The organism is Maribacter corallii, from assembly GCF_047345415.1.
In the GTDB taxonomy this organism is placed as follows: domain Bacteria; phylum Bacteroidota; class Bacteroidia; order Flavobacteriales; family Flavobacteriaceae; genus Maribacter_C.
The window spans coordinates 496,473-510,968 of record NZ_JBLFEP010000005.1 but is presented as its reverse complement, the minus strand read 5'-3'; the positions used below and the strand labels follow the sequence as shown (position 1 = coordinate 510,968).

The 14,496-nt window shown below is 44.5% G+C and carries 14 protein-coding genes; 8 read left to right on the top strand and 6 right to left on the bottom strand.

All coding sequences use genetic code 11. The annotated features are described in order from the left end of the window. Positions 1-24: 24 nt before the first annotated feature. Positions 25-1,386, top strand: coding sequence for a hypothetical protein (locus ACKWCA_RS19640; protein ID WP_413979939.1), 1,362 nt, complete (start codon positions 25-27; stop codon positions 1,384-1,386). Here ACKWCA_RS19640 and ACKWCA_RS19635 read toward each other — a convergent pair whose 3' ends face one another. The 3 genes from ACKWCA_RS19635 to moaA form a co-directional block, all read right to left on the bottom strand. Then, positions 1,387-1,848, bottom strand: coding sequence for a hypothetical protein (locus tag ACKWCA_RS19635; RefSeq protein ID WP_413979938.1), 462 nt, complete (start codon positions 1,846-1,848; stop codon positions 1,387-1,389). Between the two features lie 9 nt (positions 1,849-1,857). Further along, positions 1,858-3,075 (bottom strand): molybdopterin molybdotransferase MoeA, encoded by a 1,218-nt coding sequence (locus ACKWCA_RS19630; protein WP_413979937.1) that lies wholly within the window; start codon positions 3,073-3,075, stop codon positions 1,858-1,860. A 79-nt stretch (positions 3,076-3,154) separates the two neighbouring features. Beyond that, on the bottom strand, positions 3,155-4,138 hold the full coding sequence (gene moaA / locus ACKWCA_RS19625; RefSeq protein WP_413979936.1) for a GTP 3',8-cyclase MoaA: 984 nt from the start codon (positions 4,136-4,138) through the stop codon (positions 3,155-3,157). Positions 4,139-4,232: 94 nt separating this feature from the next. On the opposite strand from moaA, the gene ACKWCA_RS19620 reads away from it, so the two are divergent. Next, a complete protein-coding gene (locus ACKWCA_RS19620; protein ID WP_413979935.1) occupies positions 4,233-5,339 on the top strand; it encodes an XdhC family protein in 1,107 nt (368 codons plus the stop codon). 221 nt (positions 5,340-5,560) lie between these two features. Here ACKWCA_RS19620 and ACKWCA_RS19615 read toward each other — a convergent pair whose 3' ends face one another. The 3 genes from ACKWCA_RS19615 to ACKWCA_RS19605 form a co-directional block, all read right to left on the bottom strand. Next, entirely contained in the window at positions 5,561-6,184 is a 624-nt protein-coding gene (locus ACKWCA_RS19615; protein WP_413979934.1) for a hypothetical protein, read from the bottom strand. A 94-nt stretch (positions 6,185-6,278) separates the two neighbouring features. Next, a complete protein-coding gene (locus ACKWCA_RS19610) occupies positions 6,279-7,631 on the bottom strand; it encodes an NAD(P)/FAD-dependent oxidoreductase (protein ID WP_413979933.1) in 1,353 nt (450 codons plus the stop codon). Then, complete coding sequence (locus ACKWCA_RS19605; protein WP_413979932.1) at positions 7,613-8,788, bottom strand: cysteine desulfurase family protein; 1,176 nt, start codon at positions 8,786-8,788, stop codon at positions 7,613-7,615. Before ACKWCA_RS19605 ends, ACKWCA_RS19610 begins: the two co-directional genes overlap by 19 nt. Between ACKWCA_RS19605 and ACKWCA_RS19600 the strand changes: the two genes are divergently transcribed. The 6 genes from ACKWCA_RS19600 (at position 8,787) to ACKWCA_RS19575 (ending at position 14,427) form a co-directional block, all read left to right on the top strand. Next, positions 8,787-8,942, top strand: coding sequence for a hypothetical protein (locus tag ACKWCA_RS19600; protein WP_413979931.1), 156 nt, complete (start codon positions 8,787-8,789; stop codon positions 8,940-8,942). The genes ACKWCA_RS19605 and ACKWCA_RS19600 overlap by 2 nt on opposite strands. Before the next feature lie 43 nt (positions 8,943-8,985). Beyond that, on the top strand, positions 8,986-9,858 hold the full coding sequence (locus tag ACKWCA_RS19595) for an FAD binding domain-containing protein (protein ID WP_413979930.1): 873 nt from the start codon (positions 8,986-8,988) through the stop codon (positions 9,856-9,858). Between the two features lie 3 nt (positions 9,859-9,861). Beyond that, complete coding sequence (locus ACKWCA_RS19590; protein ID WP_413979929.1) at positions 9,862-10,350, top strand: (2Fe-2S)-binding protein; 489 nt, start codon at positions 9,862-9,864, stop codon at positions 10,348-10,350. A gap of 18 nt (positions 10,351-10,368) precedes the next feature. Beyond that, entirely contained in the window at positions 10,369-12,735 is a 2,367-nt protein-coding gene (locus tag ACKWCA_RS19585) for an aerobic carbon-monoxide dehydrogenase large subunit (RefSeq protein ID WP_413979928.1), read from the top strand. A gap of 284 nt (positions 12,736-13,019) precedes the next feature. Continuing rightward, positions 13,020-13,490, top strand: a complete 471-nt coding sequence (locus tag ACKWCA_RS19580; protein ID WP_413979927.1) for a CoxG family protein — start codon at positions 13,020-13,022, stop codon at positions 13,488-13,490. Between the two features lie 64 nt (positions 13,491-13,554). After that, entirely contained in the window at positions 13,555-14,427 is an 873-nt protein-coding gene (locus ACKWCA_RS19575) for an AAA family ATPase (protein WP_413979926.1), read from the top strand. Positions 14,428-14,496 lie beyond the last annotated feature (69 nt).

Here is a 14,496-nt window from a genome sequence, read left to right as displayed (position 1 = left end):
TCTATTTCTAAAGACAGTATAAAGATGTACGCAATCTTTCTAAGATTTCTGATTTTGGCCCTTTGTATCGCGCAATTCTCCTGTAAGGAAACTGAAAAGAGAATCGATATCGGTCATGAATTTCCCTTTACTTCGGAACATTGGACAGTTGAAAATGCAGATGGAACCGAGGCGGAGATAACTATTAAGCAGTTCAAGGGAAAATCGGGTATTGCATTGAAAGCAAGCCAAATTGCCTATTTAAAATCCGGTGATTTCAAGAATTTTGAAATGGAATTCTATTGCAACGGGGCCTATCCGGGCCTTGGTTTTAGAATTCAGGATAAGAAAAACTATGAATACCTCTACCTGAGAGTTCCTTCCAGTACTAAAAAAGATGCACTGCAATACATTCCAATCTACAAGGGCAGTTTGCCTTGGCAGCTATATAATTATCCACAATATGAGGGAAAGGCCACCTTTCCCTTTCAAACCGTTGGGGCCTTTCCAGCGCGTATAGCAGACGAATTGATAGATGGGAAGCTGAACCAAAAGCTTCTTGATCAATTCACGGAGCAGGCAATTTCCCTTTCGAGTGAGGCCGAGGTAATCCGTGGTGAGGAGTCATCTGGTTATATTTTCGACCCCCAAGACAGCACCGCATTGCTTTTTGACAAAGTGAACGAACGAATTGAGTTTTCCGATTTTCGGACTTGGATCCATATCAAACTCGAAGTAGTGGAAGACGAAATGTCGGTATATGTGGAGGATATGGAAACCCCATCCTTCATTGTCACGAATTTAAAGCGCAATACGGCTAGCGGCGGTATTAGTTTGATTAGCGATTTTGGCGAAGTCTACTTTCGAAAAGTCCAAATTGCTGAACTTGAGGAAGCGAAAGATACGGGAACCACAGTATCCAGCGTAGCATTATCGAAAAATTACTTGACCCAATGGCAACTATCGGAAATGTTCACCAAAGACACCATCAATTTTGTAGCACAACTAGATTCGGTTCTAGTAAACGGCAAATTCAAATCGATAGAAGCTGATGACGATGCGCTTGTAAATATCAGTCGCTTTTATGATGACATGACAAAAACCTTAGTTTTAAGACATACCCTTGAATCGGATGCGGACAGACAGGTGCGATTGAATTTCGACTATGCCGATCATCTCGCTATCTTCCTTAATTCCGAGGTGCTCTTTGATAAGGGTATGGATTTTCAACCGCCCAGCACAAAAGGTATGGAAGGAAGGGTTTTTGTGGATGACGAAGAGGTATCGCTCAACTTGAAAAAAGGCCAGAATACCCTGTGTTTTATGCTTTCTGCGGACAATCGTCAAAAGTTTAATTGGGGCGTTATCGCCAAATTGGAAAGCCTAAAGGGTATTACATCAAGGTAATTATGCAGCTTCGCCCTTGCGGACCATGCGAACGCGAAGAAACCGATAAAAATACTTGAAGTTGCCGTTGTACCATATTGCGAAGATAAAGGAGATATAAATCAGCCAGTCTGGAATGCTCAGGGCAGTGGCAAAATATGTTTTTAATAGTAAGCAAGTCAAGGCGACGATCGCAATGCTCAGTGCCACCCAGGTTCTTTTATCTTTTCGATTCAAGAGAATCATGAAGATGATGATGAGACCCATAATGGGTTTGGTATGTAATAAGACCGGTACTAGGGTGGCATATTCGATATCGAAAAACAGTACCATCGCACTCATATAAGCGGTCATACAGAGCGGACACTTGGGGATGAGAATTAATAACAGGGTAGAAAAAAAGGACATGGAGCCATTTGCTGCATCCAATTTCTTAGGAGCTCCAATCTTGGTAGCACAGCATCCTGTCTTTACGGTTTCCATAGCACGGTATTACCATTTTGCTCTATAAGATACAAAAGGATACACCTCATTCGCAAAAAATTGGCTTTTATTTTGCGGTAGTATCAAAAAACCATCGGTTTTGACCAGATTGGCAAAATCGCCTGAACCGTTGCCCCTGATCGCTTCGGCTACCAATGAACCATCAGTTCGACATTCAAGAGTGGCTTCTAGGAAATACACTAAATCAGGTTTGAATTCCACGTCATTTTTCAGTTTGACGTATAGGATCTCCGGGTTTAGACCTAATGATCTCTGCAACCAAAACCGCAGGTACATATAGACACAAACAAATGATGACACCGGATTGCCGGGCAGGGCAAAAATCTTTTTTCGATCTGTAGTGCTTCCAAACCAAAAGGGCTTCCCCGGGCGTTGCTGAATTTTGTGAAAGTGTTTTTTTACCCGTAGTTCCTCAAGCACATCAGGTAAATAATCGAACTTTCCTTTTGAGACTCCCCCGGTAAAGATCAAAAGGTCGTACTCGGTCAAGGTCCTTGAGATGACTGTTAGCATTTCGATCTTATCGTCGGCCAAATGATGTAGGTCTGCAGTGATACCCCATTCTTTGAGGGTCGCTTGAATACCGTAGACATTGGACCTTCGAATCTGATGTAATTCGGGTTGTTCATCCACTGCCACCAATTCATCCCCTGTAGAAAAAATGATGACCCTTGGCAGTTGTTTCACCGCTAAACTTGCTTTTCCGACAGCTGCCGCGATATTGATTTCGGCACTTGAGAGCCGTTCTCCCTTGTTCACGATTATGGAACCTTTTGAGATGTCCATGCCCTTGAAATGCACATTTTGCCTGTGCCTCAGGGCATCGAGCTGAATAGTGGCGTTCGTATCCGTAATGGACAGATCTTCATAGCGAATTACAGTGTCAACACCCTTGGGCATAATCGCTCCGGTCATCACTTCAATGCAATGGGAAGGGTCTTTTAAGGTCTGCTGCGGACTTCCGGCAGCGGCGGTCGATTCTATCCCAAACGTACGTTGCCCCTTTTCAAAGGCGCTATGTGCGATGGCTATGCCATCCATGGTCACCCGATCAAAGGGCGGAAAGTCACGGTCGGCTACCAAGTCTTCCGCTAGAAAACATCCAATACACGCACTGAGTTTTAGGTTCTCCGTAGGGAAATTCCCTTGGTGTTCATCTAGTATCGACAGCGCTTGTTCGTAGGGGATAAAGGTATTTTCTTCCATGGGTCATATTGGGCGGAGTCGAACTGCTTTTTGGTATGTCTATTTCTCGACTCCGCTGGAAACGACAGACATAATTTTATTACCCACCGATACTGCTCATGCTCTTCATGGCTGACTTTGGACTCTTCCGAGCTCTTTCGGCTTCGAATCCATCTTTGGGCTTCAAGCGGATAATTTCACTGAATTTATCGGATAGCTCCTGATCGCTAACCCCTGATCGCATAAAATCACGTATGTTGAACACACCATCATCGTACAAGCAGCTTTTGATTTCGCCCTTTGATGAAATACGGAGACGGTTGCAAGTATTGCAAAAGGTTCTTGAGAATGCCGCAATGACACCTATATTTCCTTGGTATTCCGGAACTTGATATAGGGTTGCGGTATCACCATGAGCGCTGGGCAGTTGCTCTAAATCGGCGTAATTGGTCTTTAGGTCCGAAAAAATATCCCGGGCCGAATACATTTCAAGATTTTCCTTATACCCTCCATTGAACGGCATTTCTTCAATAAAACGAACGTCAACGGGATAATCTTTCGCGAGCTCCGCTAAGGGAATGATATCTTGGGTGTTGATTCCCTTCATGATAACGGCATTGAGTTTGATCTTGAAGCTATGGTCGACCAACATATGAAAAGTTTCCATCACCTTTTCGAAATCATCTCGCCGTGTAATTTTATGAAATCGTTCTTTATCCAACGAATCGATACTGAGATTGATTTTAGTAATACCGAGTTCCTGTAATCGTGGAATATGCCTTTGTAATAAAGTGCCGTTCGAAGTGATATGAATGGATTTGAATGCCTCAAGCTTGGCGGTATTCTCTAGCAGTTGCATGAAATCTTTTCTAAGAAAGGGCTCACCTCCCGTAAAACGCACTTTCCGAAAACCCAGGCCACCCAAAATGCGCAGTAGTCTTGTGATTTCTTCATAGCTCAATAAATGCGCTTTAGGCTCATACGGAATACCGTTGGCGGGCATGCAATAGAAGCAACGCAAATTGCAACGATCGGTCACCGCAATGCGTACATAGTTTATGGTTCTATCGAACGAATCTTTCATAGCAATCAATATCCGTAGTTTATAAAATTCAATATAGCTAATTTTCGATATATTAGGGGAGCTATTTAAGAAAGAAATAAGTATTGGACTCCCTATGAAAGAAATCAAATCGATATTAAAACTCTATAACTCCTTTAAAAATTCTGGAGAGAAGTGTGCCATTGCACAGGTGGTACGCGTAGAGGAATCTTCTTATCGCCGTGAAGGGGCCCGAATGTTGGTTTTTGAATCTGGCGTGTTCGAGGGGGGCATTAGTGGGGGATGTCTAGAAGGTGATGCCTTACAACGTTCGCAGATCGCTATTCTTAAACAGCAACCCTCGATCGTCACTTATGACACGTCGAAAGAAAACGAAATAGGGGTCGGACTCGGTTGTAACGGTGTTATCGATGTTTTGATCTCTCCGATTTCCGAGAGTTCCTCGACCTTGGAAATGCTTCAAAAATGCGTTTCGGACAGAGGTTTTCATATCATCGCTACCGTAACCGCTTTAACTGGAGATCTCAATGGCATACCCCTCGGGAAGAGTTTTTACTACGATAAGGATACGGCTTCGATGGAAGATTGTAACCACGACGGACTCAAAGGTTTTCTACAGCATAGCATTCAGGAAGTTTTGGAACAACAAAAATCGCGAACATATCATTTTCAGGAAGAAGGAGTTAAAGCCAGCATTTTTATCGAACTGATTCCTCCGCAGTTTCACTTGGCGGTGTATGGTGATAATTATGATGTATACCCGATACTCGAATTGGCCAAGCTGATGGATTGGGAGGTGAGCCTCACCGGTAATATTCAAAAGTTGAAAAAAGAAAAGCTACAATCCGTAGCCAATTTGTATCCGAAGGATTTTGAGGAGCGACCCGCCATTGACGAGCGTACGGCGATCATTTTAATGGCACATGATTACAAGACCGACTATGCCAATCTGCGCACCTTAATACAAAGTCGCGCTCCGTATATCGCTTCGTTAGGACCACGAAAGCGTTTTGATAAAATGGTTAGGGAATTCAAAGCCAATGATATGACGTTTTCCAAAGAGGAATTGGCACGTATCTATGCGCCTTGCGGATTGGAAATAGGAGCCAATACTCCGGAGGAAATCGCCTTGAGTCTGTTCAGCGAAATTTTAGGTGTCTTCTCTAATAAAGAGGGAGGCATGCTTCGTAAAAAGAGTGGACCGATCCACGAACGGGATTAGCTTTTGATGGTTCCCTTATAGCTGTTTAGAAGCCCGTCGCTTCGGCTCCGCTCAGCGACCATTTCATTTCGGCATTAGTGGCTTTGGCTTCGCCCAGCCACCGCTTTGTTTAGGTCATTTTAAACGGACACTGAGCGTAGTGGAGGTGGGCGTTTTTGTTTGAAATTAGTGGCTTCGGCTTCGCTGAGCCACCGACTTACAATCTGATGGTTCAAGAAGAACTATATGGATTGCTGTTGTTTTTTGAATAAACGGAACCCCACGAATAACCCCAAAAGGCCGACTGCGGTACAGGCCAAAAACCAATGAAAAAGTTGATATTTATTGATGAGCATTCGGTAGAAAAATGTAACGGCAAAAAGCATTAAACCAATAATTTCCCATATCCGATGCTGTTCCAGTCGTACGGTTCCGTCAAAAGTCGGCATCCGGTTGAAAAGGACCTTCAAAACATTCCAGTCCCAAAGTAAGAGCAAAATGTTGGCCAGTAGCATGAAGCCGGTCACTACTGGTGTATAACCAAAATCAAAGGAAAGGGTGATGATGAAAATATTCAGGATAATGGGTAGGTTGATCAAGGCTCCGAGTTTTGAATACCGTTGCGTCATAAGAAGAAAGCCGGCGATGAGCTGCCCCAATCCAATGAATTTCCAATACAAGCCAGATTGGTATAGGGTCTCAAAAAAGTGCCAAGCACTGTTGATCGGGTTTTCCGCCCCACTTTCTGAAGTAAAACGAAGTCCTTTTATTTTGATCAAACTAGCAAATACAAAGGTGCCGCCAATCAGGTATCTGGTATATATGATAAAAATCTGTGCCCAGACCTGGTTTTTCAATTTTTCCATCTTCAGGGTTATTGAGGGTTAGTAGATGATTGGATGTGTAAGGAAGACGTATGGCCAACGGCTTTGTTACGATATGGCCCAGAAAAAAGCGTTTTTAGGTTTTCGACCGTTCTTTTAACATTCGATCATAGCCCAATTGGGCAATTACATCCTGGGATAAAGTATCAGCATCCCTTTGGCCCAAAAGTAAATTAGCAGCAATAAGACCATAGGCCATCGCCCCTTTGGCTCCCACACCTGAAAGTCCGGCTATGACTACGAAATTCTTCTCCTTATGTAGATTTTCATCATAAATTTGGGTCACATAAGGCACTTCGTTATCCGTAAGGCTATAAATGCAAGAGTATTGATCAACTAGTTTTATATGCATGGCTTCAATGGGTAGATTTAGCACTTTAAGATATTCCACTAGCTTTGCTTTGGACCAATAAATTTCCTCTTGACTTAATTTTTGGCCCCATATGTCATCAGGATCTTTCACAGAAGATCGTTGAAAATGGCCGCCGGTTTTGATTGTAGGATTGCCTTTTGCATCGTAATTTTCAATCATAGCGAAGAACTCTTCAGCTTGATCATGGGGCGAACGATCGATTAACGGGAATCCGTTTTTCAATTGCGCTTTCTGCTCCGGATTAAGATGCTGCCAATGCCCATCCCTTAGCTCAAAAAACGCCAAAAAAACCCGTTTGGGCCGAATCAATGACTGAAAATAAGGTGCCCGATGTCGAAGTAAGGTACCTGTGTAGGCGCCAGCCGCGCTAATCAACTGCCGGGCAAAAAGTGCCTGAGGGCGTTGTTTTGTTTTCCTTGCCGCAACCTTATAGTGGTCGCCCTCTCTTTCGATTCCTATCGCTTCGGTTTGATACATAATTTTACCCCCTTGTAATGTAATAGCTTGGTGTAACGCTTGAATAAGTTTTTGCGGACTGAATGTGCCCGAATTGGTTTTATATTCTCGTTGTAAGAAGGTGCCTTCCTTTAATTTCACACCGAATTTGGCTTTACCTTCCTCAGGGGTGGTGGCAATCTCAAAATGCACATCTTGCCGCTCCAAATTCCGCACTAGTCGGTTTAGTTCCTCTTGCCTTGCGATATAGGAGATGGGAGTGGTCGTATAGATGTCTTCGATAGTCATCTTGACCCCTTTTCGGTTCAAGTAGCGTATCATGTTTTGGACTTCCCTAACGGAACGGTCATTTAAGATAGACCACAATGCATTGTCCTCTATATTACTGCTTCTCGTAATCCTTGCCATTCCCTTACTGGATCCCTTGTGGTAATTTTGCCCCTGTTGCTCGATGAGCAATACATTTTCACCTAGGTTTGAAAGGTGCCAAGCGGCCGCACTCCCCATTAATCCACCTCCCAGGATAATCACATCATATAGCATTTTTTCATCCGATGTCATAAGGTTGTAGGGTTCCGTTTCTAGTTTCTTCGTTCCCAAAGGATATTGCTTTCGCGTTGTTTTGCAACTTCTTGCGTAATGATTTCAATCGCTTTTTGAATGTCTTCCGTAGTGGTCTGTTTGCCGATGCTTAGGCGTAGGGAGGCATAGGCCAAAGTACGGGTGATGCCCATAGCTAACAGTACATGCGAAGGTTCTACTGAAGCGGAATTACAGGCGGATCCATTTGATACCGCAATCTGACCACTTAATGCCGTCAATAAGGAAGCACCATCGACATACGGAAATGATAAGTGGGCCGTATTCGGCAGTCGGTGTGCCCCTGAAGTATTGGAAACCACCAGTTCGATGTTGAGTAAACCATTTTCTAATTCGTCTCTCAGATTTTCTAACCGTACCGTTTGCCCGTCTAAGTTTTCGTAGGCCAATTCGATGGCTTTCGCCATTCCTACGATCAGCGGCGTGTTGATGGTACCTCCCCGCTGTCCTTTTTGTTGTCCACCCCCCTGAATAAGACTAGGTAAGGCCTGTCCGTCTTCGTTTCCTTTGATATAGACCAATCCGATACCCTTTGGGCCATACACTTTATGTCCTGAGAAACAAGCGAAGTCTACCTGTGATAACACATCGTTGACTTGAATTTTCCCTAAGGCTTGCGTCGTATCCGAAAAAAGGAGGCTTCCATGGTCATGAACGATTTTTGCGATTTCATCTAAAGGTTGAATAATGCCAGTTTCATTATTGGCATATAGTACCGCCACTAAGATAGTATCGGATCGCAAGGCGTTGCGCAGCGCTTCGGAAGAGACCAACCCTTTGTGGTCAACATCCAAATAAGATACTTCAAACCCTTCTTCCTCCAGGAATGCACAGGTATCCAAAACCGCTTTGTGCTCCGCGGTAGTGGTGATGATATGTTTTCCCTGCGATTGTCTTTTTCGGGCCACCCCCTTGAGTATCATATTGATGCTTTCTGTTGAACCCGAGGTATAAATTAAATCCGTTGGGGAAACTCCAATCTGTTTGGCGATGGAAGCTGTTGCCTCTTCGACCGCACTTTTTGCTAACCAACCAAAGGGATGATGATTGCTCGAGGGATTGCCAAAGTTTTCATGGAAATAAGGTAGCATCGCATCCACAACCTCCTTGTCACAGGGGGTTGTCGCGTTGTAGTCAAAATAGAGACGGGTGTTCATGGTAGTACCGCTTTTTCATGGCGGACTTAAAGGTAAGGATTATCTTAAAATAGAGACCTGGACCGTTATTGTCGAAATGAATAAGGAGTCTTGTGCGCTACTTTATGAAATCGTTAAACAAAACCTATTCGATTTGCTGTATCAAAAAAAATAAGATATATTTAGTACTTATCCCTTAATAAAACCCTTAAAAAATTATGATTCCAGCTAATTTCACCTATCACAGGGCCGCCTCGGTAAGTGAGGCTATTGCCTTGTCTCAAGAACTCGGTGAGGAAGCAAAATACATGTCGGGCGGACATAGTCTGCTGCCGATGATGAAACTGCGTTTTGCGACCCCCGAACACATTATCGATATTAGTAAAATCGACGGTCTTTCCTATATAAAGGAAGAAGGCGATTTGCTTAAAATCGGTGCGTTGACCACCCAAACGGAAATGGAGCACAACAAGCTGCTGAAAGAACAGTATCCCATCTTCGGGGATGCCATTTGGTTAACCGCCGATCCCTCTGTGCGCAACTGTGGAACCATTGGTGGCAATATCGCGCATGGTGATGCGGCTAACGATCAACCTGCCTTAATGCTCGCTGTACGGGCTACGATTATTGCAGCAGGAGCCGATGGGGAGAAAACGATTCCCATTGATGAGTTTTTCCACGGTTTTTATATGACCGCCTTGGAAGCTGGTGATATTTTGACCGAAATTCAAATTCCGAAGGCCAAAAAGAACAGTGGAGGTGCCTATCACAAAGTAGAGCGCAAAGTTGGGGATTACGCCACGGCAGGAGTTGCGGTACATATAGAATTGGATGATGATGGAATATGTCAGCAAATCGGTATCGGGCTCACCAATGTTAGTGCAGTGCCCATGCGATTAGAACGAGGAGAAGAGGTGTTGCGGGGTAAAAAGATTACGGATGAATTGATTGCTGAGGTAAGTCAAATCGCTAGCGAAGACTGTGAACCGGAATCGGATTTAAGAGGTTCTGAGGCCTATAAAAGGTCCATAGTACATACGATAACAAAAAGAATGTTGAACAAAGCTTTGGAAAGAGCGCGAAATAATTAAGAAATGGCAAAACATAAAGTTACAATGACAATAAATGGGGAAAGCGTGACTGCCGAAGTTGATTCGCGCTTGCTCTTGGTCCATTTTATTCGGGAAAATCTAGACTTGACGGGTACACATATCGGTTGTGATACCTCTAACTGTGGTGCCTGTACCATCTTATTGGACGGTAAGTCGGTTAAATCATGTACTTACCTAACGGTTCGTGCCGATGGAGCGGATATTACCACCATCGAAGGGATTGCTGCAGAGGGTACAAATCATCCGTTACAGCAGGCATTTCACGACCAGCACGGGTTACACTGTGGATTCTGTACCCCTGGAATGATCATGCGTTCTATTGATTTATTGAAGAATAATCCAAATCCGACCGAGGAGGAGATTCGATGGGGGATTTCTGGCAATCTATGTCGTTGTACCGGGTACAACAACATTGTGAAGTCGGTACAACAAGCCGCCCAAGAAATGCAGAAAGAATCCGAATCCGTATAACCGCTAAAGAAATCAATTATGTTTAAATGTAAAACATCAGCAGAAGTTGGCGGAATGGGTCACTCTGTGAAAAGAAAGGAAGATGCCCGTTTTTTACACGGGAAAGGCAATTATGTAGACGATGTAAAACTACCGGGCCAGCTGACTATGGTCATGGTCCGTAGCCCGTATGCCTATGCCAAGATAAAAAGCATCAATAAGGAGAAGGCCTTGGCCATTGATGGCGTATTGGCCGTCATTACCGGTGAGGACTTGGCTCAGTACAATCTGCACTGGATGCCCACCTTGTTGTCGGATACGCAAATGGTATTGCCTACCGATACGGTCATGCATCAATCGCAAGAGGTCTGTGCAGTGATTGCTACGGATAGATATATTGCAGTTGATGGTGCGGAAGCCGTTGAAGTAGATTACGAACCGATGCAAGCGATCGTAGACCCTTTTACCGCTTTGGATGATGATGCGCCCTTATTGCGCCCTGATAAAGAAGGACAGGAAGACAATCAAATCTACCACTGGGAGCGTGGTGACCGGGCCAAGACCGATGAGGTCATCGCCAACGCCGATGTGGTCGTCAAAGAACGCATCTATCTACCGAGAATTCACGTGGCTTCCATCGAGACTTGCGGCTGTGTCGCTTCCTACGATAAGGATACCCAGAAACTATTGGTATATCTGACCACCCAAGCTCCGCATGCCATACGTACGGTAGTGGCCTTGGTTGCCGGTCATGTAGGGCTTTCGGAAGAGAAAATACGAATCATTTCCCCGGATATCGGAGGCGGATTTGGAGGGAAGGTTCCCGTATATCCCGCATATGTAGTAGCCATAGCAGCGACCTTTTTGATTGGAAAACCAGTCAAATGGATTGAGGATCGTTCGGAAAACCTCGTCAATGGTTTTGCTCGTGATTATCATATGGATTGTGAATTGGCGGCTACCAAGGAAGGAAAAATACAAGCGTTCAAGGTTTCGACTTTGGCGGATCATGGGTATACCGATTCCTCAGCGAATCCATCAAAATATCCTACGGGAATGTTTTCTATTTGTACCGGATCCTATGACTATGAGCACGCTTTCGCGGAATTGGATGCGGTATATACCAACAAAGCCCCGGGCGGAGTTGCCTATCGCTGTTCATTTCGGGTTACCGAAGCGGTACATGCCATCGAACGGATGGTCGATAAATTGGCTGCGGAAATCGAAAAAGATCCGGCGCAATTGCGTTTTGAAAATTTCATCAAAAAAGAACAGTTTCCCTATGCTTCCCCCTTGGGCTGGAGCTATGACAGCGGGGACTATGACGCAACCTTGAAAAAGGCTATGGACATGGTCGGTTATGACGACTATAAAAAAGAACAGGCCGAGAAACGCGCCCAAGGCAAGTTGATGGGTATCGGCATTTGCACCTTTACAGAGGTGGTCGGGGCAGGACCGTCCAAGGATTTTGATATCTTGGGTATTGCGATGTTCGACAGTGCAGAAATACGAGTGCATCCTACAGGGAAGGCTTTGGCTCGTTTCGGAACCAAATCGCAAGGTCAAGGTCATGAAACTACCTATGCTCAAATATTGGCGGAAGAATTGGGAATTCCCTATACCGATATCGAAATCGATGAAGGTGATACCGATACCGCGCCTTATGGTTTAGGTACCTACGCGAGTAGAAGTACTCCTACTGCAGGAGCGGCTGCGGCCATTGCGGCCCGTAAACTAAAGGATAAAGGAAAGAAGATAGCAGCACATCTGCTCGAGGTCAGTGAAGAGGATATCGAATGGGAAGTAGGGAAGTACTTTGTGAAAGGAGCTCCTGAAAAATCAAAGACCATACAAGATGTGGCTTTTGCTGCCTATACCAATATCCCTCCAGGAATGGAACCCGGATTCGAAGCGACACACTATTATGACCCACCAAATTTGACGTTCCCCAACGGCGCATACATCTGTGTTGTTGAGGTCGATGAAGAAACTGGTGCGATTGATGTAAAACGTTTCGTTGCAATCGATGATTGTGGAAATATCATTAATCCAATGATCGTTGAGGGCCAAGTGCATGGGGGATTGACCCAGGGCATTGCACCGGCGATGTATGAAGGTATTGAGTATGATGGGGAAGGAAACGTCTTGAACGGCACCTTTATGGATTATTTGGTGCCTACGGCTGTAGAATCGCCCCATTGGGAAACCGGTCATACGATAACACCATCACCACATCATCCACTAGGTGCAAAAGGTGTGGCGGAATCACCTACCGTAGGTGCTCCACCGGCCATTGCCAATGCCATTATTGATGCCCTGTATCCCTTAGGGATCAAGCATTTGGATATCCCCATTACACCTGCAAAGGTTTGGGAAGCCATACAAGAAGCGAAGGCTAAGGCCTAGGTTGTGGTTCAAAGCTATGAGTATTGAGTTGTGAAATTGAATTTGGATGCTCGAAGCTCGATGCACGATTTTGGAAGTTTGTATTTTGGAGCTAGGAGCTAGGAGCTAGGAGCTAGGAGCTAGGAGCTAGGAGCTAGGAGCTAGGAGCTAGGAGTAGTTAGTAATGAGAGATAAGTTTGGGATATAGCGTTTGTAACTGTCCTTAAAAAAACACATAAACAGCGAACAGCGAATAGCGAACAGCGCGTAGCGCAAAATGAGAAATGATATTAAATTAAAGTTGCATGAAAACACAATTAGATAAATCTTTTGAAGTACCACAAAGTACCCATTTGGTTTGGGAACATTTGATCGACCCTGAAAAAATAATGGACTGTGTTCCCGGGGTGACCGTTGACGAAAAAGTGGGTGACAACCATTATAAAGGGAAAGTAGGTATGAAATTCGGACCCATGGGGGTCAAGTACGATGCCGATATCTTCTATAAGGAAATCGATGTGGACAATCGAAAGATAGTGCTCACCGGAGATGGAGTGGATTCTAAAGGAAATGGGAATGCCGAAATGGTGATGACCATCGACCTTACCGAAAAAGAGGAAGGTGGTGTGAAATTGGATGCCATTATGGATGTCACGGTCAATGGAAAAATCGCCCAATTCGGCTCGCGATTGATTACAACCGTATCGAATCAACTGTTCAAACAGTTCGTTACCAACTTTTCCAAAAAATTAGCCGCAGCGGAGGCCACAGCATAGCTAGTCCCGTAATCTGTAATCAGAAGCTGTGTTCCACGGAGCATGGCTTCTAAAGCTTTAGCTTGTGAATAAAGAAATTGATGCGCTGATAAAAGACTTTTATGAGCACGATTATATCCTGAACGAAGCCCTTGCTACCTCTGTTTTTTTAGTAAAGAATTTGGGCAAACCGTTATTGTTAGAGGGTAATCCCGGTGTGGGGAAAACTGTTTTGGCCAAGACTTTGGCCGCCCATCTGGGAACCCAGTTGATTCGTCTACAGTGCTATGAAGGTTTGGATGTCAGCACCACCATTTATGAATGGAACTATCAAAAGCAGTTGCTGCACATCAAACTCTTCGAACAGGAAGCCGATAAGATGGCCCTCCAAAATCAGATTTTTGGAATGGATTATGTATTGCAACGCCCTTTGTTGCAATCTATTAGTTCCGATACCCCCGTGGTGCTCTTAATCGATGAAATCGATCGGGCCGATGAGGAATTCGAGGCTTACCTGTTGGAATTACTGTCCGACTTTCAAATCAGTATCCCCGAATTGGGCACGATTAAAGCCAAGTCACAACCTTATGTGATCTTGACCTCCAATCGAACGCGGGAATTGAGCGATGCCTTACGTCGGCGCTGTTTATATCATTGGGTAGATTTTCCATCAAAGACCAAGGAAATTGATATTATCGCAAAGAAGCTGCCGAATATCGACGAGCAACTGGCGACGCAAGTAGTGACTTTTATCCATAACCTGAGAAAGTCGAGTTTGCATAAACCTCCGGGTATTGCCGAATCGCTAGACTGGGCAAAAACGCTGTTGTTGATGAACGAAAAGAACATCACGGATGAAATTGTGCAGCATACCATTGGCAGTGTGCTAAAGCATAAAGATGATGTGGAGTTTGTACGGAACAAAACGGTCCAGGAGTTTTTGGTACCAATACATTAGGGCTTAGTGTGCAGTTGGCAGTTTTCAATGAACATTGAACAATTAATAGATAGCATGAGCATAGGCATT

Excerpts from the sequence above, each read along its gene's own strand:
- ACKWCA_RS19640 (WP_413979939.1), top strand. The coding sequence starts at position 25 with ATGTACGCAATCTTTCTAAGATTTCTGATTTTGGCCCTTTGTATCGCG.
- ACKWCA_RS19635 (WP_413979938.1), bottom strand. The coding sequence starts at position 1,848 with ATGGAAACCGTAAAGACAGGATGCTGTGCTACCAAGATTGGAGCTCCT.
- ACKWCA_RS19630 (WP_413979937.1), bottom strand. The coding sequence starts at position 3,075 with ATGGAAGAAAATACCTTTATCCCCTACGAACAAGCGCTGTCGATACTA.
- moaA (WP_413979936.1), bottom strand. The coding sequence starts at position 4,138 with ATGAAAGATTCGTTCGATAGAACCATAAACTATGTACGCATTGCGGTG.
- ACKWCA_RS19620 (WP_413979935.1), top strand. The coding sequence starts at position 4,233 with ATGAAAGAAATCAAATCGATATTAAAACTCTATAACTCCTTTAAAAAT.
- ACKWCA_RS19615 (WP_413979934.1), bottom strand. The coding sequence starts at position 6,184 with ATGGAAAAATTGAAAAACCAGGTCTGGGCACAGATTTTTATCATATAT.
- ACKWCA_RS19600 (WP_413979931.1), top strand. The coding sequence starts at position 8,787 with ATGGTAGTACCGCTTTTTCATGGCGGACTTAAAGGTAAGGATTATCTT.
- ACKWCA_RS19605 (WP_413979932.1), bottom strand. The coding sequence starts at position 8,788 with ATGAACACCCGTCTCTATTTTGACTACAACGCGACAACCCCCTGTGAC.
- ACKWCA_RS19595 (WP_413979930.1), top strand. The coding sequence starts at position 8,986 with ATGATTCCAGCTAATTTCACCTATCACAGGGCCGCCTCGGTAAGTGAG.
- ACKWCA_RS19590 (WP_413979929.1), top strand. The coding sequence starts at position 9,862 with ATGGCAAAACATAAAGTTACAATGACAATAAATGGGGAAAGCGTGACT.
- ACKWCA_RS19585 (WP_413979928.1), top strand. The coding sequence starts at position 10,369 with ATGTTTAAATGTAAAACATCAGCAGAAGTTGGCGGAATGGGTCACTCT.
- ACKWCA_RS19580 (WP_413979927.1), top strand. The coding sequence starts at position 13,020 with ATGAAAACACAATTAGATAAATCTTTTGAAGTACCACAAAGTACCCAT.